Raw genomic sequence first — 23,910 nt, 5'->3', positions numbered from 1 at the left:
AGTTCTACGGTTTTAGACTTTGATTTAAGGGTTATTATTTAATTTTATTGATGTATATCTTTCCGTCATGTGTATGCAAATCAACCGTTAGAGCCAGCTCCAACGCACTTTGCACCACCGCCCAATTCGCATAAGGAACGCCAAAATCCATCGGAATTTCTAGCATTGCAGAATCTTCCACTTCAAATTCAACGCCGTATATGGCTTCCAACTGGGGCAAAATTTTTCCCAGGTCCACATCTTTGAACCGCAATTCACCCTCGGTCCAGCTTGCAGCTTCTTGTTTAGAGGTTTGAGTCTGTGACAGAACCTGATGAGTTTGATTTTCAATGACCACCTGATCTCCATCTGTCAAATACACCGTTGAATCCGAAGTCCGTAACAGGCCCAGTTTGATTTGTCCCTGATTAAGAAACACCTTGGTCTCGTCACCATAATCTTCGATGTTAAACGAGGTTCCGACCACCTCAATCCTGACTTCTTTGGACTCCACCAAAAAAGGAATTTTATTTCCATTCCGACCCTGTGGTTGAACATCGAAGTAAGCTTCGCCGGATATGTGAGCCAGCCGCTTCCCAGAAGACGCCCAATCGTTCTTCCAGCGGAGCTCGGAGCTCGCATTGAGCAACACTTTACTGCCATCAGAAAGATCTATTTCAAGTGTTTCAGCATAGCCCGTATTGTAGATGATCCATCCATCCGTGGTGGAACTGTGCCAAGGTGTGGTCGTGAACAAAACCAACGCAGCTGCAGCTGCAGCTGCAATCCACATTCCTATTGATTTCATGCTGCCTCCACCTTTCTTTGAAGGATTCGATCTACCGTTGGTAGAGCCTTTCTTTCCCTCATCTTTCGTCTCAGCCCAACTTTTGCGTAACGGTTCGTTTATGATGGCACTAAACTCTGGATGAAATGATGAGTTTAGCAACTCATTGAATTCATCTTCCGATATTTCATGATCCATGTACTTCTGATAAAGGGTACGAATTCTTTCTACGTGATCTGTTTTTTTTCTTTTCATGGGTAGAATCTACATCATAGTGGAGGTGGTCAAGCAATTAACCGCAAGAACGCTCTTCACGCTTTATTATATAGAGTAGACGGACCAGGTGTTGAAATGTCCCAAGAGATTCTTAATATTTTTTCAAATATTTCTGAATAGTAGTTAATTTTAATTCAACTTAATAACAATCCCATATACTGAAACACCGGGGTAACACCACCTAACCTTACCTCGATGGCCTTGTCACAGCAATGAGCTTAGGGTTAACCGAAATTACTCTTAAAGCAGATTGGACGACAGTCAAAAAACTAACTCGTTGATCAGAGCATGAATAAATAGCAATATTTTGTTTTTTCTTAACAAAATTGATTAGATTCACCCATCATAGTGAAAATGATTTATTTGCAGAACCGGTAAATTGGAGATTAAAGAGTCTATATTAATTGAATACGAAAACCGCTTGCATGCCTTCTTTCTGAAGCATGTCAAGATGAAGGATATTGCCGAGGATTTTACACAGGATATTTTATTAAAGTTGTGGGTGAATCAGCAAATCCTTCAAAATGTAAAAGATCTGGACAATTATATTTTCACCATGGCCCGCCATCATGTTATGGATCACTTCCGACGTGCCCGCTTGGAACATTCTTATCGCACATCTCTTTATGAAACCATTCAACACAATGAACCCGCCGCTATTAAACGCCTTATGCAGGAAGATTTCAACTCCAGACTGCATTTTATACTCGATACGCTGCCACCGCGGCAAAAGGAAGTATTTGAGCTCAGCAAATTGCATGGTTTGTCCCACGACGAAATAGCTGCCAAACTAAATATATCCAATAAAACCGTCCGGAATCATTTGTTTGAAGCGATGAAATACCTCCGGGAAAAAATGCAGGTAGATACCATTGCCTTTGTATCGGGAATGACGATGTATTTTATGGCTTAATACTGCACTATCTTCCCAACAACGACGCGCCATCCAGGTCATACGAATCCGCAGGAATTTCCAGAAAATCTAAAATGGTAGGGACGACGTCTACCTGAGTAGGCATGGTATCAAAACCATATCTTTTCAGTCTTTTCAATGGCAGTTGATCATCCATCTTTAATTTACGATGATTGGTTCGTCGCAACTCTGAGTGACGGACCGGGTCCCCAGCCACAATCAGGAAAATATTTCGCTCCCCAAGGGTTTCTCCGCCATGTCCGGTTTTGTGACCACCGTGGTCGGTGCTTAGGACAATCAACCAGTCTTCCTTCGAACGCGTAGGCCGGGCATTGATAGCATCAACGAGATCACCCACATACCGATCAAATTGGACGACTTCCCTATAATACTCAGGAACTTCCTTATAAAACCCAAAATTATGCCCCGCAATGTCCACGTCACCATAATACACGACCGTAGCATCCGCTGGTTCATTCCTAAGATAATCCTGCGCAATTTGGTGAACAAACGCATCGCCCCCATGGGCGTAGCGTCGGGCTACACGGGTGTCCGTCTCATTGAGAATTATCCCGATGGGCAACCAAGTATAAAAAGCGGCGGTTTCATAATGGGGTATATGTTTCTTGATGATTTGAAGAAAGTCAGGATGATTGGCCAAATTGTTTTTTTCAAATGAATTGCCAACCACTTTATGCTTCTTATCTAGTACACCTGTAAAAAGATTGCTCCACCCCGGCCCACTGATCGTGATTCCATTGTTGATCGCATCGTAGCTGTAGATGGCATCCTCAGTCAACAAATCGATGTTGGGTGTGGGAATATCCCGCAATTCACTTCCGGTGGTACCATCAGAACCGATAAAAAGCACTTTTTTAGCATTCTGAGCTAAAACCAGGTATGGGGTACTCAACAATACAACAAGAGCCAAAAAAATTCGCATAACCAACTGTTTTTAAAATTTTTATATTCTATGCTTAATAATCAAGTCTTCTCCTCTAATTCCATTACCACTGTTCCATAAGCCTCGCTTTTCTTCATGTCATGCAACCCTTTTCCGCTGTAACATCACTTTCAATGGCGCTGCATAAAAAAATAAAAACGGGTCTGGCTGAACCACGACCCGTTTCTATTTTTTATACTATTTGGTATAACACCTATACCCTAGCTAGCGGTCCCACTAATAAATTGGTTGGCTTTTTCTTCTCTGAACTTTGCATTTTGCCCATCCCAATGCAATTCTTCACCAGGAAACTGCGCAGCAATGACACCAAGTAATATCACTTCAGTCAGTTTGGAAGCGTAAGAAAATGGGGCACTGGCTTCGGCTTTACCCATGCAAGCATCCACAAACTGGTGATAATGCTTGGGTGATTCTCCAGCATAATCCCGGACCGGTTCCCCCAGTTTTCCTTTCGGATCATACTTCTCAATCTCCAGCGGCTGGTATTCGCCGTTTACGATCAACCGAGGCAATTCCATAAAATGGGGCAACAACAGACGCTGGCCATTCTCTCCGATAAACATCGCTCCCTGATCTGGCAACTCTTCTCCATTGGGCAGTTCAAGCTCAGGCTGCGGTTCCGGAGCACCTTCGCCATCATACCATACCCAAGTCATCTGGTCCGTGGTATACTTTGTTCCCGGGAAAGTATACGTCACATGATTTTTCTCCGGATGGCCAAACCCATTGGGCGGACGACAATCATTTTTTACCGTAAGCGGAACCTGAAGTTCCAGGGCATTGTAGGGTGTATCAAAAATATGAACGCCCATATCCCCGAGGGTCCCACAGCCATAATCGAGCACTTTTCGCCAGTTCGAAGGATGATAAAATCCATCTTTATACGGACGTTTTGGGGCATCACCCTGCCACAATTCCCAATCCAGATCAGCAGGTATCGGATCACTTCCTGTCGGTGCCGGACCATCATACCCCCAAACTTTTGGAGACCACGCGATCACTTTACTTACTTTTCCGACAATACCGCCGCGGATCAGTTCCGTTGCCAACACGTAATCATAAAATGAATGGACCTGAATCCCCATTTGGGTAACCAGCTTCCGATCTTTGGCGACACGTGCCATTTCTCTGGATTCAGACACAAAATGTGTCAGTGGTTTCTGACAATAAACGTGCTTATCCATGTTCATCGCCTTCAATGAAACCGGTGCATGGATATGATCAGGAGTGGAAACAATCACAGCGTCAATCTGATCCCCCATTGTGTCCAGCATTTCGTTGTAATCGATGAATTTACGTGCATTCGGATAATCCGCTCCAGCCTTGTTCAGGTATGTACTGTCCACATCACACAGCGCTACCACTTCCACCGCCGGATGAGAGGCGGTATCTTTTAGATCATTAACTCCCATCATTCCCAGCCCCACCTGAGCGATCCGTACTTTGCCGTTTTTGATAAGGTGCTTTGGATTGCTGCAGGAAAATGCAACAGGCAACAATCCCGTAGCAAGAGCTCCGGCGCTGGTGGTCTTTATAAAATGTCTTCTTTTCATTATTTATACTTCTAAATTTATTGATAAAGTTTATAACGGTCTTTCAATTCAGCCAATTGTGATCATTGTGAACTAAGCTGAAGGCCTTTCCCGCACGCTTAGCCTTTAGCGGCAAGTTCTTCCGCTACATAAAATGGATTTTATTCAATGGGTCTGATTTTAACATTGCGAAACCACAGTGGACTTCCATGGTCCTGAAAAGCAATATACCCGGAATTGTATTTTCCATAATCCGGATAACCGTCCCATTTTCCGGAATTTTTCCTTTTTTGCCAGTCTTCAGAGCCCGGATCAAAACTCAAAAGTTTTTTACCGTTTAACCAGTGCTCTGTTCGTCCAGGAGCTACGACGATTTTAGAGGTATTCCATTCTCCCGTCGGATGCAACACTTTATCCTCTATTTCCACCGGATGCATGGCGTAATCCGCTCCGGTCATTTGCCAGTCCTGCAACAACTCCGGATGCTCTGCACCAAACTGAGAATTGTACCCGACCAGATCATGGATATCTGCATAATGTTCATCATCGATCAACTGGTATTCGGGTGCGGTCCCAGATGGTGATTTGTGTCCTTCATTGACATGATAAAAAATACCGCTGTTCCCCCCTTCCGGAATCTTCCATTCTACGGACAGCTCAAAATTTTCAAACTTCTGACCACCATAGATGACATCGCTCCCACCGGTATAATCTTGCTCCAGTTTTAATTCGGTATCGAAATACAGCATCCCGTTGTTGATGGTCCAACCCGGAGGCAGAGTCTCGCCGTTGTAACCGCGCCAATGATCAGCGTGTTCTGCATCCAGTAAATTGATCCATTTCTGGGCCTGATCTTCGGCCTGCTCCTGCTCTTCGTCCTGGTTTTTTTCCTGATTCGCACATCCTGTAAAAAGGATTGGGATGATTAATAAGAAATAAAAAATGGTGCTTATTTTCACGTAAAACATTTTTAAATTTTTTAGCAATACTAGAAGAAAATTTGATTCATGCAAACCTTCTACCCTATTTTGGCCTAAATTTAGACAATATTTTTGGAATGGAAAATGAGGGGATACATTTAATAAGCGTTGCAATAGCTTTCTACACCCTTCTTAGTTGGACTTTAGGAATGCTAGGCCTTTAATCTAAATGGTAAATATAGTTAGGTATCATAGGACCATTCAGATAGAATGACTTCATTTAGCCGATTTGTTTGGGATAGGTAAAAACGATCCGAATAAAGATTGATCTGTGATCACAAAAATAATTCTATTTTTATGTCGCTATTTTTCCTCGAACACAGGATACGAATGAATCACATTTCAACACATCATCATGAATAAACCATTTGAACGAATTCTTCATAACTTCTGCGCCACAAAGTGCTATATGCTGTTCCCTGGACTATTAATCGCCATTTTTATGGGGTGCACCCTGGGGTGTTCCTCCCTAAAGCACGCTTCGAACAACGAAAGAACACTTTACGTTTCGCCCCAGGGAGATGACCGTTGGTCCGGGACGCGTGCAGAACCCAACAATAAAAACACAGATGGGCCTTTTGCTACTCTGACCAGAGTCCGGGATGAAATTCTAAAAATAAAAGCCACAACCAAACCCTTCAAAAAAACGATCATAGTAGAAATCCAAGGTGGCCGTTATGAATTGAACGAACCATTTGCCCTGGGAACCTCCGACGGCGGACCGACCTCGGCTACACCTATCATATATCGGGGTGCGCAAGGAAATGAAGTCCTAATTACAGGTGGTAAGTCCATCCCTAAATGGGATAAAGTGACCGATAAAACCGTACTGGATCTCATTCAACCTCAGCTCCGGGATAAAATTTACCAGGCCGAACTCGCGGCTTTGGGAATTACTGATTTTGGGTCTCCCCGAGGTGAAGGCATCGAATTGTTTTTCAATGACGAACCCATGTGGATTTCCCGATACCCCAACGAGGGTTTTGTAAAAATCACCGGAATACTGAACCTTGACCCCGTTGACATTCGCGGTACAAAAGGAGATCGGATTGGAAAATTCAACTATGAGGATACCCGGATTAACCGCTGGGCCAGGGAGAAAGATGGCTGGGTCAGTGGGTATTGGTTTTGGGATTGGAGCAATCAAAAACATAAAATAGCCCGCATCGATACGACCCGTCAATTGATGGAAGTGGCCCCGCCCTACGCCAGCTATGGGTACCGGGTCGGGCAATGGTTTTATGGGTTCAATCTGATTTCCGAAATCGACGAACCCGGTGAATACTATGTAGATCGAGAAGAAGGAATACTATATTTCTACCCACCATCTGATCCCAACAAAGAAAGTGCCTATGTGTCCATGCTCGATCATGTGATTCTCATGAACGATGTTTCTCACCTCCGTCTCGAAAACATCACCTTAGAGGGTAGTCGTAAAACAGTGGTCAGCATGTCCGACTGTAAAGATGTCGTACTTCGGGAAAGCACCATCCGAAATGCCGGTGATGAGGGGGTAGTCATCGATGGGGGCAACCAAAACGGAGTCATCGGGTGCGAAATATATGGGGTCGGTGCCGGCGGCATAAAAATAGATGCCGGTGATCGCCCGTCCCTGACCGCTGGATCGTGTTTTGCTGAAAATAATGACATCCACCACATCGCCCGGATCAAACGAGTCTATTTTCCCGGCATTTCATTGAATGGAGTGGGCAATCGGGCTTCCCACAATCGCATTGCACACCTGCCCCATTTTGCGATCTATTTTAACGGGAATGACCATTTGATGGAATTCAATGAAATCTATGACGTCTGCACAGAATCGAACGACGCCGGAGCCGTTTATGCCGGACGGAACTGGACCATGCGCGGCAATGTCATCCGGTACAATTATCTTCACGACATCTCCGGCTTTGAAGGGAAAGGTTCTGTCGGCGTCTACCTGGATGATGCATTTTCAGGGGTTGAGGTATTTGGTAATGTATTTGACAATGTCACCCGGGCCATGATGATCGGTGGTGGGCGCGACAACGCGGTCCTCAACAATATTTTCATCAATTGCGCCCCATCGCTGCACATCGATGCCCGCTCAATGGGCTGGATGCACGAACACCCCACCCGATGGATTAAGGAAGCAGAAGAAAAAGGAACCATCCTGGGAATTGCCTACGATCAACCACCCTACAGCTCCCGCTACCCCAAACTGATCAACATCCTGGAAGATGAACCCAGGGCACCCAAGGGAAATGTAATCTCAAATAATATCTGCATGGGAGGTACCTGGGATAAAGCCACCGGATTTTGGCGAACCTCCATCGAAAGAAAAGCACTCCCCTTCCTCACCATGGAAGCCAATGTGGTCGCACCAGGAACCGCGGTACAAGACAGCACTTCCAGCAGTATTATCATTACAGAGCCGTTGTTTGTCGACCCGGACTCCCCGAAAAATGGAACCTATCAGCTCCAACCAAACTCACCCGCTTTAGAGCATGGATTTGAGCAGGTTCCATTTGATAAAATGGGGTTGTATGAGGATGATGGAAAGACAAACCGGATGGAAGAATAAATCAAAGTTGTGAGTCATTTAAAATAGAGAAAATTAGCGTTGATTACTTTATAAAATTTGAAAAACTGTTGAAAATCGATTTCAAATTTGATGTCTGTGGAGACTAATTTTACCGGTTCCTCTTCAAAATAAAGTTCGGTTGCCTCATTAACATTATTAATCAATTCCGGAACGGATTTTCCAGTGGTAAAAATTGGATAATCCTCCGTAAATGCAGAAAATCCTGTGTTGGTTTTCTATACGGTCATTGTAATTTTTTTCCCTTTTCGCATTTTCCTTATTTTTTCAGCCCCGCATCCTATAGAGTTCTAATTTCCAACCCCTTACCTATTTCTTAGCCACCATGATTTGGAAATATAATGGATCCTTTTTTTACTTCGTGTCGCATTTTAACGTGCGAACCTTTTTGTAAAACTGCGTACCAACCGCCTTTTGTCAAAATTCGGTACAGTTTGGAACATTTCATTCGGCCTACACTTTAACTTAGCAATCCAAAGGTAAACTATAATTTACTTTTAAACAGACCCAATTTTGAGATGAAATGGGATTTCTTTTTGCATTTGCCACAACAACGGCCGGGCTATGCGTAGTGCGGGATTTCAAGGCACTTCATTTTCCGCTCACCAAAAAGTTTATTTAGTGTAATTACTTTCATATCAGCACTTTCACCCGCATTACGTATAGCTAATGTTGTGCGGTCGGCTTTTTAGTTTTTTGAATTTTATCCTTTAACAGCAACTTGTTCCTTGTTGTATTGGTGGACATTTTACTGTTCCGTAACTGCAATAAACGCAACAGTCGCCTTGTTTTGGCTTTAATACTTTCTTGCAGTTCTCACACTCATAAAAGTATTGGCAAGCGTCTGTCGGCATAGTTTCTTCCATTTTATGTCCGCAGTATGGGCAAGTGATTGTTGATTGTAATTCTATGTTCATTTAATTGCTTTTTTTTCTGTTACTGAATAGCCTGTCTTTTCAATTGCTTTTTCGATTTCTTCAATGTTTGTTTGGGCTTGGTCAAATTCAATGATTGCGTTTGAGTTTTCGTAAGATACAGTCGTCTGGATTATGCCTGTTAGTTTATTTACTTCTTGATTTACGTGTTCTTCACATCCCGTACAAGTCATTCCGTATATTTTGAATTCTGCCGTCTGAATTTTTGATTGGTCGGTTACGACTGTTGTATTTTCCGTCTTTGGAAAGAAAACGTGCGCATAAGTTGGAAATGCAAGCATTAGTCATGCAAAAACTGTCACGATACCCAAGAATTTCTTTGTCTGAATGAAAGGTGTTTTTTCAGTCGTATCGCAGTCGCAGTCAATTTGTTTTTGCGGTTTCAGTTTTTGATACCAAGCAAACCCAAGCACCAAAACAGTCAGTCCAATTAAGTACGGTCGCAATGGGTCAAGCCAAGAAAAAGTCGAAGCGAGTCCACTTGTCCCTGCCAACAAAGCCAAAACAGGTGTGATACAGCAAAGTGAAGCCGAGATTGCTGTCAAAAGTCCAAGTCCTGCAAGTTTGTTTTCTGATTTCATTTTAATTCTTCTAATGCTCTTTGTTCTCTTTTTTCAGCTGACGCACAACGGCTCTGTGTATGAGCAGTAGCGGATTTCAAGGCAGTTACCTGTCCGGCTACCACCAAAGTTAATTAAATGCACCGACCTTAAATTTAGCACTTCACGCGCTATTGCTTATACACTTTGTTGGGGCATCGTGCTTTTCATTCTTTTTGTTTTCTGTCCACAGTGTCAACCGGCTCAAAGTCTTATTCTTGTCTGTTCGTACTATTGTTTTGTCTTTCTTTTTAGTCGCGCGTGGGGCATTTTTGAAAATTTCTTTTCTCGGGTTGGGCAGGCACACTCTTTGGCTGGCTTTGGTCTGCGGGTCGGCTCTGAGTGGCCAGCCAATGTGTGTGACTGATGCGTTGGCACTATTTAGAAAGTTGCATTATCCTGTACGCTCCCCTTGCTACTACAAGAAATACGATAGTCCCGATTATTAAATCCGGATAGCTTGAGTTTAACCAGTTCACCAGAAGTCCGGCCGCAATTACGCCAGTATTAATTATGATGTCATTGGAAGTAAAAATCATACTTGCCTTCATGTGTGCTTCACTGCTCTTACCCTTTTGAAGTAGAAATAAGCAAATTACATTCGCAATCAATGCGAGTATTGAGACGATTATCATAGTTTGGAAGTCAGGCATTTTTTCTTCACCAACAAAACGTCTGATGACTTCTACAAAACCTATAATAGCAAGGGTTATTTGAAAATAGCCTGCAAACCTTGCAACCTTTTTCTTTCTTGAAACTATTTTACCTACTGCTAATAGTGATAGTCCATAAACGATACTGTCCGCAAGCATGTCTAAACTGTCCGCTACCAACCCCATTGAGTTTGCAACCAATCCTGTGGTTAGTTCGATGGCAAAAAAAGAAAAGTTAATGAGTAAAACTGCCCAGAGCAGTTTCTTTTCTTTTTTGTCAGAAGGTGTATTAGGAGCCAATTCCGCTTCTTCGGAAGAAACTTGCGTTGTATTCAGGTTTAGACTTTCCAAGGCAGCCAATATAGATTGATAAGTCCCGGTGTGGTAAACTTCTAACCTTCGATTTTCAAGGTCAAAATCAAGAGACTTTATCTGGTCGTCCCCTTCCAGTTTCATTCTTATCATCTGTTCTTCACTGGGGCAGTCCATTTTCTGAATTTTAAAAACTGTTTTCTTCATGCCGTTAAAGTTTGAGTTTAATTCCTCCGTTAATAAGAAAACCATCGAGTGGTGCATAGATGTCCCTGAAAACAGGATTGGTGACCGTGCCTGTATTAATTGTGTCAAAGCGGGTTTGTCTTGCGTCAAGGAAATTTTCAAAATTCAGGTAGATGGAAAAATTCTCCCAAAGCTTTTCAGCCATAAATCCGGCAATGACATATTGCTGTCCGGTAGTTCCATCGCTCAGCTTTTGAGGACTGTAATAATATGCTTCTAACCCTATTTTCCATTTTTCTTCAACTTCATAGAATAGCACTGAATTGATGCGGTGCTTTGGAGTTAAAGGAGCTTCATTCACTGTGCCACCTTGATGCAGCCTTGCATCGGTGAATGTATAACCCAAGAACAATTTAAAGTCGTCATATGCTATCTTCATATTCGTTTCGGTTCCTCTTGTATCTATGTAGCCTTGAGTATTGACAAATTGGTATAGGCCGCTTGTCTGTAGTTCAAGTAGCAATGGATTGTCCAGATAGGTATAGAAGAAAAGTTGGTTAATGCTGAAACTGACTTCTTCGCCAATAATGGTTTTGTAATTAATGTCAAAATTTCCCCCATAGCTACGTTCAAGTTCATTGTTATTGCTGCTAATGGGCAAGACATTTTGAAACTGTATGCGCTCACTTTCTTCCGTGAAAATGGTAGGTGCCTTATAGCCAAAACCTCCACCAATACGCGAAGATAACTTTGGTGAAATTTTAAATAAAGCAGAAATTCGGGGAAGCAAGACAACACCATAATCAAAAACATAATCAGTTCTCAATCCTGTCTCAAGGTTTAGCCATTCAGTGGCTTTCCATGAAGTTTGTGCGAAAGCTCCAAGGGTGTTCAAGTTGTAATCGCGGGTTTGAAAGGTGTCCAGTTGATTTTCATCAAAATGGTCAGTCCAAAGATTTAATCCTGTAACCCATTCAAACTTTTCATTGCCACTGGCGTAACTTGCTTCTGAAAATGTGGCTAACTGTGTTCCTTCAAAATTATAATCAGGGACTGATATACTTCGATTAAAATAACTTACGCTGTTTTTAAAATTGAACAATCCGTTACCTGTCCTATGGTCTAAGCTTAATTGAGTGGAATAGCGTTGCGTATTATTTTCCTCAAAATAGCTGTGAATGTTGTCTCCCTCACCTTCAATGAATTGAATATCTCCTCCCAACCGGTCTTCCACTGTTGCATTCACTCCAAAGTTCAATTTTGTTTTTTCGCTGAAATAAAGGAACAGCTTTGGGTTCAATACATAACGCTCGTATTGTGGAATGGCAGATAAGCCTATTCCCGCAGGGTCATAAGCCCAACTTCTGTTGTGTGAAGCAAAAATGGTAGTGCCTACCTTCTCGAAACGCTTGGAATAAAATCCGTTCAGGTCAAACCCTTTCCCAGAGTTTACATCCAGGTGAAAAAGTAAATCTCTTTCCTCAGAAGGTGTTTTGGAAATCAGGTTTATTAAGCCCGCAATTGCTCCACCTCCATAAAGTGTTGATGCCGAACCCTTGATAACTTCCACCTGCTTGAGGTCGAGTGGTGGAGTTTGTAAAAGACCCAGCCCACTTGCTGCACCTGAAAAAAGCGGAAAACCGTCTTTTAGAATTTGAGTATAGCGCCCATCCAGCCCCTGAATACGAATAGAAGCATTGCCGGATGTTGCAGAAGTTACCTGAGTTTGAATGCCCGTACTTTCGCTTAAGAGCATTCGAATATCTCCGGCTTTCATATTGGCTTTTTCTCCTAATTCCTCTAAGCCAATGAATTCCATTCGGGTAGGAATTTCCTGAATAGTTCGGGTGCTTCTTGTAGAAGAAATAACAACTTCCTCTAATTCACCGGCTTTGGGGTTCAACTCAATTTGAAAAGGTTCGGTGTGTGTCAGAGGAAAACTAAAGGTGTCTGATTTGGTTTCATAACCAATGTAGCTAAAGACAATAATTTGCTTGCCATCAGGAATATTTTCAATTGACAATAAACCTTCCAGATTAGCAGTGCTGCCTTTGGTTGTTCCCTTTAAAACCGCAGTTGCCCCAATCAGTGGTTGCTGAGTTTCGCTGTCTGTTATAATTGCTTCGAAAGTGTTCTGAGCGAATACAGAACTTATATTAAATGCCGCCAATAGCAGCAAAATGCTTTTTGTTGTCATTGTTTTAAGATTGATAATGTTAAAAAATAGCTTGGCGGTGCGTAGCACCGCTTTCAGCATTTATGCCGAATACACTTTAAACATTATCCAATCTTAGGCGGCTGCCAGATGGAACCGGAATATTGAAGGGAATGGAAATTCTTGTAGAAGGTCAGTTGTATTTCATGATTTTCGAATGGCTCCGAAAATAAAATAGCAACTGGAACTGTACATCCGAGGCATGTTGTGCAGGACATGAAAGGATTACAAAGGTCATCACAGCCGTCTTCATCATTCTCCGTTGGTTGCTGGTTCTCTGCATCTGAATTGTGAATGGATGCGATACAGATGTCTTCGTTACCCAAATCAACCATATCCATTATTGGCTGCACATTGAGTGCAATGATGTAGATTGAAAGTATGATTGAGAGAATTTTCACGGTTGCAAATTTAACCAAAGTTGATTAATTTTTCAAGATTGAGCGTTGGTAAAATTTGGCTCTTCCCGCTTTTTGTCGTATTGGCTATGTGTGTTGGGAAAGCGGGATGTGCCAAATGCGCGTTGGCAGAAATTTTCAAAAATGCGAAGCGGGGGCTTTTTCTTTTTTCTTCTTTGTCAGTCGTCTCTGTCGTTGTCCAGTTGCAATGTTGGTCAAGTCGAGTTAGTCCGGTCGTAAAGTCGGTTTGTAAATCGATATGCCTTTTGTTACTCGTCATTGTCAATGTGTCCGTTGTCTTTTTTGCATGTGCCCCAACTTGTTTATATAGCTGTAAAATTCATCGTTATACCTCCAAAAGTGGGTGTAACCAATGCATTCTTACCTCTTTTACATTCCACATATTGAAATCATCAAAGCGGTTTTTAATTGTTCCAATGCTTTTTTCAGAATATCACTTCGGCGGCACATGCCCTGTCAGACACTATCGGCTGAATCTGATTCCTACATCATATCCTGTATTGCATTATAATACCCCACGCTTTCGGCTATACCCGCTAAATTATCCGTGTTATCTTTTTCATATTCGATGCTGCATTTCCCGGAATACCCCGTCTTGGCAATGGCCTCAAAAACGGCCGGCAGATCGAGGACACCCCGGCCCATTTCACAGGAACTTCCCTTAGAAGTGGCTTCTGTGACATCCTTGATGTGCATATCATACGTCCGTTCGCCGTACTTCAGGATCTGAGCGACCGGATCCTTCCCGTAACGCTTAGTATGTCCCACATCATGGCACATGCCAATCCTTCGATCCAGATCTTTGACTTTATCATAAATCACTTCCGGAGTAGGGTAAAGTTTGTCTCCGGGTCCATGATTGTGAATGGCTACTTGAAAATCGTATTCTTTGACTTTTTCATCCACTAGAGGCAGTAATTCATAGGTTGGAATACCAACAATCATCCGGACACCGACCCGCTTGGCATAATCAAAAGCCCGGTTCACTTCTTCCTCGGTTTTCATATAGATGGGGCCGACCGCATATCCTTCGATATCATGTGCTTTGCATTTCTTATGAAATTCAGCAATTTCTTTATCCGTACTGTCCATGGGTAAATGAAAATCCTTTATGCAAAAGTGGTGGATCCCCACTCGTTGCGTCATTTTTAGTGCATCATCCAGGGAAAATTTGACAAAGGTGTACCCCGCCATTCCAAGATCGTAGGTTATTTTCCGCGGAGGTTTCACTAATTTCTCCAGCGAGCTTTTTGAGGTGGTCAATAAGGGAGCGGCTGCCAGTGCAGTAAGTCCGGTTCCTGATTTTTTGAAGAATGAACGTCGATTTGTTTTCATGTTGTTTCTGTTTTAGGCATGGAATATACGATTTTCTTTGCATCCCATGGCGAAAGCCATAGATTGATTCAGGGGTTAGATTATTCTTTAATTATTAATTCCTTGTTTCCCCATATTCTTAATATACTCCTATTTGTAAATCCAACTGTTCTTTCGCTTGCGCTTTTTCGACAGCACCATTAATCATTTACAATTGACCATCAACAATCAATCATTAAACCGCTCTCGCCCCGACCGATCCACGATCGTCGCTGTCGCTTGTTGACTGCCAAACACATCGACATCCTGAATATTTACATGCGCCGGGCGGCTGATCATAAATGCAATAATCTCTGCTACGTCACTACTTTTCAAGGGTTGCCAGTTTTCATAAACCTGCTGGCCCCGTTCCTTATCCCCGTCAAACCGGACTTCCGCAAATTCTGTTTCTTCCACATGAGAAGGAGACACCTGTCCCACCCGGATGCCGTACTTGTGAAGATCAATCCGCATGGTATGTGTCAAAGCATCCACGGCGTGTTTGGTCGCGCAATACACGTTGCCATTGGGATAGGGTTGCTTCCCGGCGACGGAGCAAATATTGAGAATCTGTCCCTTGCCCCGCTTCACCATCCAGCCCGAAACGATTTTCGATACATAAAGCAGACCTTTTATATTGGTATCGATCATTTGCTCCCAATCTTCCAGATCACCCTCATGAATTTCCGAAAACCCCTTGGCCAGTCCGGCATTATTGAGCAATACATCGACGTCCTGATCTTTTAGTGAGGCCAGGGCTTCCTCGACCTGGGCCTGATTCCGAACGTCAAACGCCATCGTTCGAACATGGATCCCCGGATGCACCTGCACCAATTCATCCTGAATCTTTTTTAGCCGATCATCCCGTCGACCAGTGAGAATAAGATCATGTCCTTCCCGGGCCAGTTCATATGCCGTAGCCCGCCCAATCCCGGAAGTCGCTCCGGTAATCAATACTTTTTTCTTTGGTGAATTTTTCATCATTCTTCTTTTTATTCGACTATTATATACAATAATTTCCACAAAATGAAGCGTTGAAAGATCGATTACAGACTGCCGGAGGATACCAAGTCAGGACGGGCGCGGCAATCCACAAAAACCTCATTTCAGCCCACGGGCTTACCGATCCGACCATAAATCCTTGACCGTTTACCCATAACTAACAGCGAAGTTTACCTCTCGTCACACAGTAGGGAGGCGGCCCAACAACTACACCTTCACAAAAGTCTTGTTCTTATACATGTACCACAACAAAGCGTACAATATCCCAAATCCGGCTACAGAGGTCAATGCCGGATATAAGGCTGGCATATACTGTTCCAAACCATAGATCACATACTCAGAAATCGCTTTAAAATCAATCACATGAGAGAGCACATAGGCTGTAATCGCATTCATGCCGATCACTTTGAGCGGAAACGCCCACCGATGATATCCTTTCACATCGATGATCCAGTAAAATAAAGCCAGCAACAAAAAGCAAATTCCAGACAGAAACAAAACAAATGACGAGGTCCATAATTTTTTAACGATCGGATGCCATATTCCCCATACGAGACCTAAAACCACACCAATCACGCCATAAATCAACAGGGTCCGGGCAACGCGAGGTCTGGACACACCTTCTTTTATGATTTCTCCGGCAAACAAACCTGAAAGCGTGGTCGCCGTAAAACCTAACCCGGTTAACAACCAGCTGTATTGTGTGCCATCATCCCATCCGCCCATGACCCACCGATCAAACCAAATTGGAAAATTTTGGTCGGGAAGGATCACACTGCGACCTAGGCCTGGCACATGGGGCACGGTCAGGATCAACGCGTACGCCACCAGACATAGAACAAAAAGCAGGTAGCGTGATTTTTTGGAAAGATAAATGTACGCCAGACAAGAAAAAACATACCCCACCGCGATAGCCTGCAACGTATTGCTAAACACCGCAAAAGTCTGTGGATCCAAATCCAGCAGATGCCCCTGAACGATCCAACCAAGGACAAATAAAATCACGAACCGCCTTCCGAGACGCTTATAGACCGGTCCGAGATCAGAACTTTTCTTTTGTATATTGGATAATGAATAAGGAATTACGGCTCCCACCACAAAGAGAAAGAGGGGCATAATCACATCGTAGGCGTGAAACCCATACCATTCCGGATGTGTGAACTGATTCGCCAAAAATCCGGTCACCGGGTGATCCACCCCTCGATGCAAATTTCGAAAGAAATGATCCAAAAATATAATCATAAGCATATCAAAACCCCGAAGGGCATCAATGGACATAATTCTTTGGGACGGCTTCACACCGGCGATAGTCTTCATATGGTTTTAGGCTTTACGTGATCGAAATAAAGGATGTTCTGTCATTGAATACATGCGCGTGGGTTATCACTGGACTTTATCTCTTCATGCGAAAAGGTATATCGTTTTTAGTATGTATTTGTCTGTAAACTAAAAACAATGGATTGTTGCCTTTCCGTTTTGATTTTACAGTTCAGTTTTCCATAAGCTTTGAGAGTGACAAAGTAATTAAAAACAAGGAAAGGAGGCGGAAATTCGAGCAAATTTTATATTTTCGATTCAATTTCCACTTTAATTATTCGCGTAACTTCATAACAGGAACAAATGAAATATGGTATCGGCATCGATGTAGGTGGTACCCGCATCAAATACAGTATATCCAATCGGCAGGGGAAAGTCGCCTATCACCAGACCGTCGATACGGACTTCCAGACCAAAGAAATTTTTCTAAAAAAACTGGCAGGTATAGTAGAAGAATGCCAACAGCATGCCACTGGTCTCGGTCACGAGATCGCCGGAATCAGCGTCGCATTTCCCGGAATCGTCGAAGAAGGAGTCGTGACCGGGGGAGCCGGAAACCTACCCGGGTTGGTCCCCCTCCAATTGACACCTTTTTTAAAAGAACGGTTTGGTCTGCCGACCATTGCGATGAACGATGCCATCGGAATGGCCATGGGGGAACACTATTACGGTGCGGCCCGAGGCTGCAGCGATGCGATATTTATTACCATCGGCACCGGCATCGGCGGCGGATTGTTGATCGACGGTACTTTTTACAATGGATTTCACGACCGGGGCGGAGAATTGGGCCACATCATTATCGAACGGGACGGGCTGCCCTGCTCATGCGGCAGTCATGGCTGTCTGGAGGTGTACGGGTCCACCTCTGCTTTGGTCAGGCACTACGATTATTTGTCCGGGCAAGCGCATCCACACATCAATGGCGAGCAGTTGTTTCAAAAATACCTCGCCAAAGACGCTCATGCTTCTCAGGCCTTTGACTGGCATTTTAGAAATGTAGCGATCGGTCTGGGCAGTCTGGTCAATATTTTCGCTCCGGAACGCATCGTCCTCGGAGGAGGCATCGTCAATGGCGGGCCGCAATATCTGGAGGGTATCGCAAAGTATATTAATAAGTATTGCATGAGCCACCTCCACGACACGTTTCAAATAGCCCCTGCAGAATTGGGCGATGCCGCCGCCAGTGTCGGCGGCGTCGGGCATTTGTTTGCTGAATACATACAGTAAATAAGCTCGTCCGATTTACACTACATGGTAGCCGAAGCTTTCTTATTTAAAACGATTGCATTCCTCTGGCTCTAATCCGTATCCGAAACATTGTTCGTTGTTAATAAAACTGAAACAATAGCAAGATTCGTTAATCAATTGTTTGCATTTAAATCATATATCTGTTATATTTACCAGGATTTGTGAATTGGATGAACTTTTGTAACGGGTTATGCTCTCATACTCTTTGCCTATCCTTTCATCGTCTCATCCGTAAATAAGTATCATTATATTAACAAAAATATGACATTATGAAAAAGATGCTACCTGACATGGTCATGAAATGCACAGACGGTATAGCGCAAACTATATTCGTATTTCTGATCTTCACCCTCCCTGTTTTTGCGCAATCTACTAAAACGATTACGGGAACCGTCGTCGATGAAAGTAACAACCCGCTGATCGGCGTAACGGTCTCCGTAGTGGACCATATTATGGGGACCAGTACAGACTTGGATGGGACATACACCCTCGAAGTTCCCAATGACGCCACCACCTTAAAATTTTCATATGTGGGATACCAATCTCAAAACATTGAAATTGGAACCAAAACAACGATGGATGTGACAATGGCTGTAGATGCCGTCGGTCTGGAAGAAATCGTCGTTGTAGGATATGGCACCATGAAGAAAAAAGATCTGACCGGTGCCGTCTCCCAAATCAATGCAGAAGATCTGGAAACGGAAGCCACGGCGAATATCACGGATATGCTCCGGGGGAGTATGCCAGGACTCAATGTTGGTTTTAGCACTTCTCCAAAAGGGATCAGCAGTGCATCCAGTATGGAAGTACGTGGATCGACAAATGTCCGCGGCTCAGGGGCCAATGCCCCACTGGTCGTATTGGATGGAATGATCTATTCGGGTGATCTGGCGGACATCAACCCTTCAGATATTGCTTCTTTTGATATTTTGAAGGATGCCTCCTCCGCTGCTATTTATGGATCCCGGGCTTCCAATGGTGTAATACTAATCACCACCAAACGCGGGAAAGCAGGGAAGCCCCGTATTAATGTTTCTTCTAGTGTTGGATTAGCGACACTATCCGGCCAGGAGATTGAACCCATGAACGGTCCTCAGTTTATTAACTGGCGTGTGGCGGGATTTGAAAGCAATGAACGAAAACACATTGACTTTCCATCCTATTATAACAATCCCAACGAATTACCTTCCGGCGTATCGATCGATGACTGGAAAGGGTATGACGGCTCCTCCCAATCGGACGACCTGATTGGAATTTGGTTAAACCGAATCGGATTTTCTCCGGTGGAAATCGCCAACTACAAGAACAACAAAACGATTGATTGGAGAGATTATGAATTCCAGAATGGATTGCGGCAAGATCATAATATTAGCATTTCCGGACGCAACGATCGATTGAGCTATTACTGGTCCTTAGGTTATGTAAACAATGAAGGGTTTGTGTACAATGACCAATATGACGCCATCCGGTCCCGGTTGAATTTTGAAGCTGAAATAACGGACTTTCTTACCGTCGGTACGAACACCCAGTTTGCAACGAAAGATCAATCGCCGATTGCTTCGAGCACCAACTTATTAAATGTCACCCCTTATTCTTCTTTTTATGAAGACGATGGCCGAACCATTGCATATGCTCCTACAGGTAACATTTCAGCCTCCAGACACCCCTGGCTCAATCTGGTTTACCGAGATAGACTCTACAAATTAAATTCCCTAAACTCTAAAATATTTGCTGACATCAGCCTTCCGTTTGGGATCACATTTACCTCAGAATACATTCCACGTCTCAACTGGAACCGGGAATTCAATCACTGGACTTCAGCGCATCCGGACTGGGCCTTGGAAGGCGGACGTGCAGAACGAATCAGTTCATTTGTGTATGAGTGGCAGGTCAATAATATTCTCAAATGGAACAAAGAGTTTGATGTTCATCACTTTGATTTAACTCTTTTGCAAAATGCAGAAAAATACCAATCCTGGTGGGACAGGGTACGCCGGAACGGTTTTCAACCCAGCGACATCTTGGGCTATCACCAGATCGGAGCCGCTACACAAGATGTGGAAATAGGAAGTACAGACAATTACGAAACCGGTACAGCACTAATGGCCCGGCTGAACTACAGCTTTGCTTCCAGGTATATGATTACCGGGTCATTCCGACGAGACGGTTATTCCGCATTCGGTCAGAAGAACCCCCATGCCAATTTCGGATCCGTAGCCTTAGGTTGGTTAATTAGCGAGGAGGAATTCTTCAATATAAATTGGTTGGATCTGTTTAAAATCCGAATTTCTTACGGGACCAATGGGAACCGTTCCATCGGACGATACTCTGCGCTTTCCAATCTGAATTCGGGCCGATATGTTCAAGTGATTGACGGAACGCCCCAATACGTATCCCAGCTCTATTCCACCCGGTTGGCGAACTCAGATTTGGTATGGGAACGCACAGGCGCTTATAATTTGGGATTTGATTTTGGTATTTTCAATGGACGGATTAACGGAAACCTGGAGGTTTATTACATGCAAACGAAGGATTTGCTTATAGAGCGGAGCCTACCCGATGTCACCGGGTACGATAATGTGTTTTCAAACTTAGGTCAGGTCGACAACCGTGGATTTGAAATTGGTTTGAACACGGTCAATATCACCACAGACCAATTTACCTGGAATACCGGAATATCGGCTGCTCACAATCGAAACGAGATCGTCCATCTTTATGGCGACCTCGAAGACGTGGTCGATGACAACGGGAATGTGATCGGTCAAAAAGAAGCCGATGACGTATCGAACCAGTGGTTTATCGGGGAAGCTCTGGACCGCATCTGGAACTACAAAGTTCTGGGTATCTGGCAGGAAGATGAACGGGAGGAAGCCAAACAATATTCCCGGGCACCCGGTGATTTTAAAATCCAGGATATTAATGGTGACGGGGTATATACGAACGACGATAAGGTCTTCCAGGGATATGGAAAACCGCAGCTGCGACTCACAATGCGCAATGACTTCCAATACGGCAATTGGGATTTATCTTTAAAGATGTATTCTTACCTGGGGTATTATGCTTCAAACAATCATCGTAAAAACAACGATGTCTTTTATGATCGGGGAACTTCCTACAATGTACCGTACTGGACCCCTGAAAACCCCAACAATGAATGGGCCCGGGTAGAAAGTTATGAAAGTGGGTTTTCAGTATATGACAATAATTCCTTTGTACGGATTGACAATATTGCTTTATCCTACCGAATACCGACCAACATTTTATCCAGGATCAACATTGAGCAATTAAGACTTTCACTGATCGCTCAAAATCCGTACGTGTTTGCGCCTGGTTGGAAATGGATGGATCCTGAAAAACGGGGGTATGCACCGAAATACTTCACATTCAAACTCAATCTGACTCTGTAATCTATTAAAAAGAAAAATGATGAAAAACAATATAATATATATCGCTCTTACCATGGTGTTTTTGCTGTCCAGCAACGGGTGCAACGACGAATTTCTGGAACCCAAACCCCTTTCGTTTTTTGCACCGGAAAATGCTTTTGTTGATGCCGCCGGATTTGACGCCGCGCTCGTAGCCTGTCTTCGAAACACCCGGCATGAATTCTACGGCGACGGTAATCCGATGATCACAGAAAATATTTTCTCGGACGTAGCGGTGGAAGGCACGACCGACAAAACGGGCCCGGCGATGGATCTGCCGGCGCAAATCTTACCCGATGCCTGCCTAAACAGCAACGATTGCAATCGCATCGGCTGGTTCTGGAAAGAGGGATACAAACGGATCCGATATGCCAGCGCTGTAATCTCACGTATTGACAACGCCGAATACAACAGCGAAGCCGAACGGAATCACGTCTTGGGAAAAGCTTATTTTCATGTTTCCCGCACCCTTTATCGCCTGGTCCATCAGTTTGGTGATGTGCCCTTGGTTTTAGGAGAAATTACTTCTCCGCGACTCGATTTCAATACCGTGACCCGGGAAAGCATTTTGAAAAAATGCAAACGAGATCTGGAATTTGCTGCTCAATGGGTAAAACCCGAATGGGAAACGAATGTGATCGGTGATGTCACCAAAGCCGCAGTGAATCATGTGTTGACCAAAGTCAATCTGGCACTGGGTGAATTTGATGATGCCATCGCGTCCTCTTCCGCGATCATCAACGATGGACACCACGCCTTGATGACCGAACGATTTGGGATAGATAAAGACGATCCATCCAAAAATGTAATCTGGGATCTTCATCAGGCAGAAAACAAATCCAATCCTGAAAATACCGAACGCATCTATGTTATGATCGCCCGGGAAGGATTTGAAGAAGACGGTAACAGCCGGATCAGCATTATGCGGCAGACCGTTCCATTCTGGGGTGGTACCGGCAAAATCAAAACACCCAGCGGAAGAGCCGGAATGTCTGACAAACCCCTCGGTTCGAGTGGTGTCGAAATCGATCAGGTCAGTAAATACGGACGGGGAATCGGTCGGTGTCGCCTGACGTCCTATGGCTACAAGGACATTTGGACCGATGACAATGACCTGCGTCATGCCCCCGGAAACTGGGTCGACATGGAAGACATGGTATACAACCATCCCGGACTGAAAGAAGCCAATGATCCATACTATGGAGAACACCTCCAGCTCTATGATGATCAGGGCGGCATCCTCTGTACGGACACCATCCGCTCCTGGTATGGCTGGCCGTACTACAAGCTGTTCGTAGCCGATCCGACCGATCAGACACCGGATGGCGGTCGTGGAGACTGGTATCTGTACCGGGTAGCTGAAACGTACTTATTGCGCGCAGAAGCATACTTCTGGAAAGGTCAGTTGGCTGAAGCTGCAGCAGACATCAATGCGGTAAGAAACCGCGCCGGGGCAGCATCGATTTCCTCGGACGAGGTCAATATTGATGCAATATTTAATGAACGCGCCCGGGAATTGTATTACGAAGAACCTCGAAAAACAGAGCTGACTCGGGTGTCTTTTATTTATGCTATGACCGGTAAACAAGCTTACAATGGAAAAACCTATTCCATGGACAATTTTTCTCAGGACAATTTCTGGTATGACCGCGTCATGGAGAAAAACAGTTTTTACCGGGAAGAGGTCCGTGCGCCACATTACAACTACCGGGCGGCTCCGTGGCTGGTCCTTTGGCCCATCCCGGCCGATGCCATTAATGCGAACACCCAAGGCCATATCAATCAAAACAAAGGCTACCCTGGCGATGAAAATCGCATCACCCCTTTCATATGGAAGGATGGAGAAGGTGAAGGAGAGATCGTAGCTCAGTAAGGAAATAACACGTCAGGGAATGCGACCGTATTCCCTGACGTGTCATTTCTTTGATTGTTAATATAAATGATTATTTGATTATTTTAAATCATCTCTTTGTATGAAACAGTGGTTCTGTCAATCCCTTAAAAGCAGAGCAGCCTGGGGATTCGGATGATGGATTGTCCGTCAAATACCATTGAACCCTTTATTACTCCACAAGTAACGAAAATTTCCTCGACGCCGTTCATCCAATATGCTTGGTGTAACTCAGGCTACCCCCCGATAATTTTATCGGGCTACCTTTGATTCTCTACAGAATCTTTTACATCACGCTCCAAATATGGTATAAATCCATAGCTAACCTGCCGAACCTTCAGAT

Annotated in this window: 17 protein-coding genes and 1 pseudogene; 5 read left to right on the top strand and 13 right to left on the bottom strand. The window is 44.0% G+C overall.

Annotated features, from left to right (window positions below):
- Nucleotides 1-34: 34 nt before the first annotated feature.
- The gene (locus KUV50_RS02010) at nucleotides 35-1,021 is read right to left on the bottom strand and encodes a FecR family protein (protein ID WP_222578408.1); all 987 of its coding nucleotides are present in this window, start codon (nucleotides 1,019-1,021) and stop codon (nucleotides 35-37) included.
- A 400-nt stretch (nucleotides 1,022-1,421) separates the two neighbouring features.
- Here KUV50_RS02010 and KUV50_RS02005 point away from each other — a divergent pair, with 400 nt between their 5' ends.
- Nucleotides 1,422-1,955 carry an RNA polymerase sigma factor gene (locus KUV50_RS02005; protein WP_222578407.1) on the top strand — a complete coding sequence of 178 codons (534 nt, stop codon included), beginning with the start codon at nucleotides 1,422-1,424 and terminating at the stop codon, nucleotides 1,953-1,955.
- 7 nt (nucleotides 1,956-1,962) lie between these two features.
- On the opposite strand, the gene KUV50_RS02000 is transcribed toward KUV50_RS02005, so the two are convergent.
- The 3 genes from KUV50_RS02000 to KUV50_RS01990 all read right to left on the bottom strand — a co-directional run bounded on the left by KUV50_RS02000 (nucleotide 1,963) and on the right by KUV50_RS01990 (nucleotide 5,419).
- On the bottom strand, nucleotides 1,963-2,898 hold the full coding sequence (locus KUV50_RS02000; protein WP_222578406.1) for an alkaline phosphatase family protein: 936 nt from the start codon (nucleotides 2,896-2,898) through the stop codon (nucleotides 1,963-1,965).
- A 221-nt stretch (nucleotides 2,899-3,119) separates the two neighbouring features.
- Nucleotides 3,120-4,472, bottom strand: a complete 1,353-nt coding sequence (locus KUV50_RS01995; protein WP_222578405.1) for a Gfo/Idh/MocA family protein — start codon at nucleotides 4,470-4,472, stop codon at nucleotides 3,120-3,122.
- A 140-nt stretch (nucleotides 4,473-4,612) separates the two neighbouring features.
- Nucleotides 4,613-5,419, bottom strand: a complete 807-nt coding sequence (locus tag KUV50_RS01990) for a DUF1080 domain-containing protein (protein WP_261394956.1) — start codon at nucleotides 5,417-5,419, stop codon at nucleotides 4,613-4,615.
- Nucleotides 5,420-5,786: 367 nt separating this feature from the next.
- Between KUV50_RS01990 and KUV50_RS01985 the strand changes: the two genes are divergently transcribed.
- On the top strand, nucleotides 5,787-7,994 hold the full coding sequence (locus tag KUV50_RS01985; RefSeq protein WP_222578403.1) for a right-handed parallel beta-helix repeat-containing protein: 2,208 nt from the start codon (nucleotides 5,787-5,789) through the stop codon (nucleotides 7,992-7,994).
- Between the two features lie 334 nt (nucleotides 7,995-8,328).
- Here KUV50_RS01985 and KUV50_RS19655 read toward each other — a convergent pair whose 3' ends face one another.
- The 9 genes and pseudogenes from KUV50_RS19655 to KUV50_RS01950 all read right to left on the bottom strand — a co-directional run bounded on the left by KUV50_RS19655 (nucleotide 8,329) and on the right by KUV50_RS01950 (nucleotide 17,003).
- Nucleotides 8,329-8,460 carry a type II toxin-antitoxin system HicA family toxin gene (locus KUV50_RS19655; RefSeq protein ID WP_222578402.1) on the bottom strand — a complete coding sequence of 44 codons (132 nt, stop codon included), beginning with the start codon at nucleotides 8,458-8,460 and terminating at the stop codon, nucleotides 8,329-8,331.
- Nucleotides 8,461-8,722: 262 nt separating this feature from the next.
- Nucleotides 8,723-8,929, bottom strand: coding sequence for a GDCCVxC domain-containing (seleno)protein (locus KUV50_RS19555; RefSeq protein ID WP_315899910.1), 207 nt, complete (start codon nucleotides 8,927-8,929; stop codon nucleotides 8,723-8,725).
- Nucleotides 8,926-9,528: pseudogene (gene merTP / locus KUV50_RS01975) on the bottom strand (mercuric transport protein MerTP). Before merTP ends, KUV50_RS19555 begins: the two are co-directional and overlap by 4 nt.
- 395 nt (nucleotides 9,529-9,923) lie before the next feature.
- Nucleotides 9,924-10,718: a cation diffusion facilitator family transporter gene (locus KUV50_RS01970; protein WP_166143261.1), complete on the bottom strand. Its 795-nt coding sequence runs from the start codon at nucleotides 10,716-10,718 to the stop codon at nucleotides 9,924-9,926.
- Between the two features lie 4 nt (nucleotides 10,719-10,722).
- The gene (locus tag KUV50_RS01965) at nucleotides 10,723-12,894 is read right to left on the bottom strand and encodes a TonB-dependent receptor (protein WP_166143260.1); all 2,172 of its coding nucleotides are present in this window, start codon (nucleotides 12,892-12,894) and stop codon (nucleotides 10,723-10,725) included.
- 83 nt (nucleotides 12,895-12,977) lie between these two features.
- Nucleotides 12,978-13,313, bottom strand: a complete 336-nt coding sequence (locus tag KUV50_RS19650; RefSeq protein ID WP_236976703.1) for a DUF6660 family protein — start codon at nucleotides 13,311-13,313, stop codon at nucleotides 12,978-12,980.
- Between the two features lie 501 nt (nucleotides 13,314-13,814).
- Entirely contained in the window at nucleotides 13,815-14,666 is an 852-nt protein-coding gene (locus tag KUV50_RS01960) for a sugar phosphate isomerase/epimerase family protein (protein WP_222578401.1), read from the bottom strand.
- A 207-nt stretch (nucleotides 14,667-14,873) separates the two neighbouring features.
- Nucleotides 14,874-15,665, bottom strand: coding sequence for an SDR family NAD(P)-dependent oxidoreductase (locus KUV50_RS01955; RefSeq protein ID WP_222578400.1), 792 nt, complete (start codon nucleotides 15,663-15,665; stop codon nucleotides 14,874-14,876).
- A 228-nt stretch (nucleotides 15,666-15,893) separates the two neighbouring features.
- Complete coding sequence (locus KUV50_RS01950) at nucleotides 15,894-17,003, bottom strand: acyltransferase family protein (RefSeq protein ID WP_222578399.1); 1,110 nt, start codon at nucleotides 17,001-17,003, stop codon at nucleotides 15,894-15,896.
- Between the two features lie 303 nt (nucleotides 17,004-17,306).
- Here KUV50_RS01950 and KUV50_RS01945 point away from each other — a divergent pair, with 303 nt between their 5' ends.
- The 3 genes from KUV50_RS01945 (at nucleotide 17,307) to KUV50_RS01935 (ending at nucleotide 23,549) form a co-directional block, all read left to right on the top strand.
- Nucleotides 17,307-18,230 (top strand): ROK family protein, encoded by a 924-nt coding sequence (locus KUV50_RS01945; RefSeq protein ID WP_222578398.1) that lies wholly within the window; start codon nucleotides 17,307-17,309, stop codon nucleotides 18,228-18,230.
- A gap of 290 nt (nucleotides 18,231-18,520) precedes the next feature.
- Nucleotides 18,521-21,658 (top strand): SusC/RagA family TonB-linked outer membrane protein, encoded by a 3,138-nt coding sequence (locus KUV50_RS01940; protein WP_222578397.1) that lies wholly within the window; start codon nucleotides 18,521-18,523, stop codon nucleotides 21,656-21,658.
- Nucleotides 21,659-21,677: 19 nt separating this feature from the next.
- Complete coding sequence (locus KUV50_RS01935; protein ID WP_222578396.1) at nucleotides 21,678-23,549, top strand: RagB/SusD family nutrient uptake outer membrane protein; 1,872 nt, start codon at nucleotides 21,678-21,680, stop codon at nucleotides 23,547-23,549.
- Nucleotides 23,550-23,910: the final 361 nt, after the last annotated feature.

Source organism: Membranihabitans marinus (assembly GCF_019802045.1).
Taxonomy (GTDB): Bacteria; Bacteroidota; Bacteroidia; order Chitinophagales; family Saprospiraceae; genus Membranihabitans; species Membranihabitans marinus_A.
Note: the sequence above shows the minus strand (reverse complement) of the source record. Positions and strands in the feature narration are given on the sequence as shown.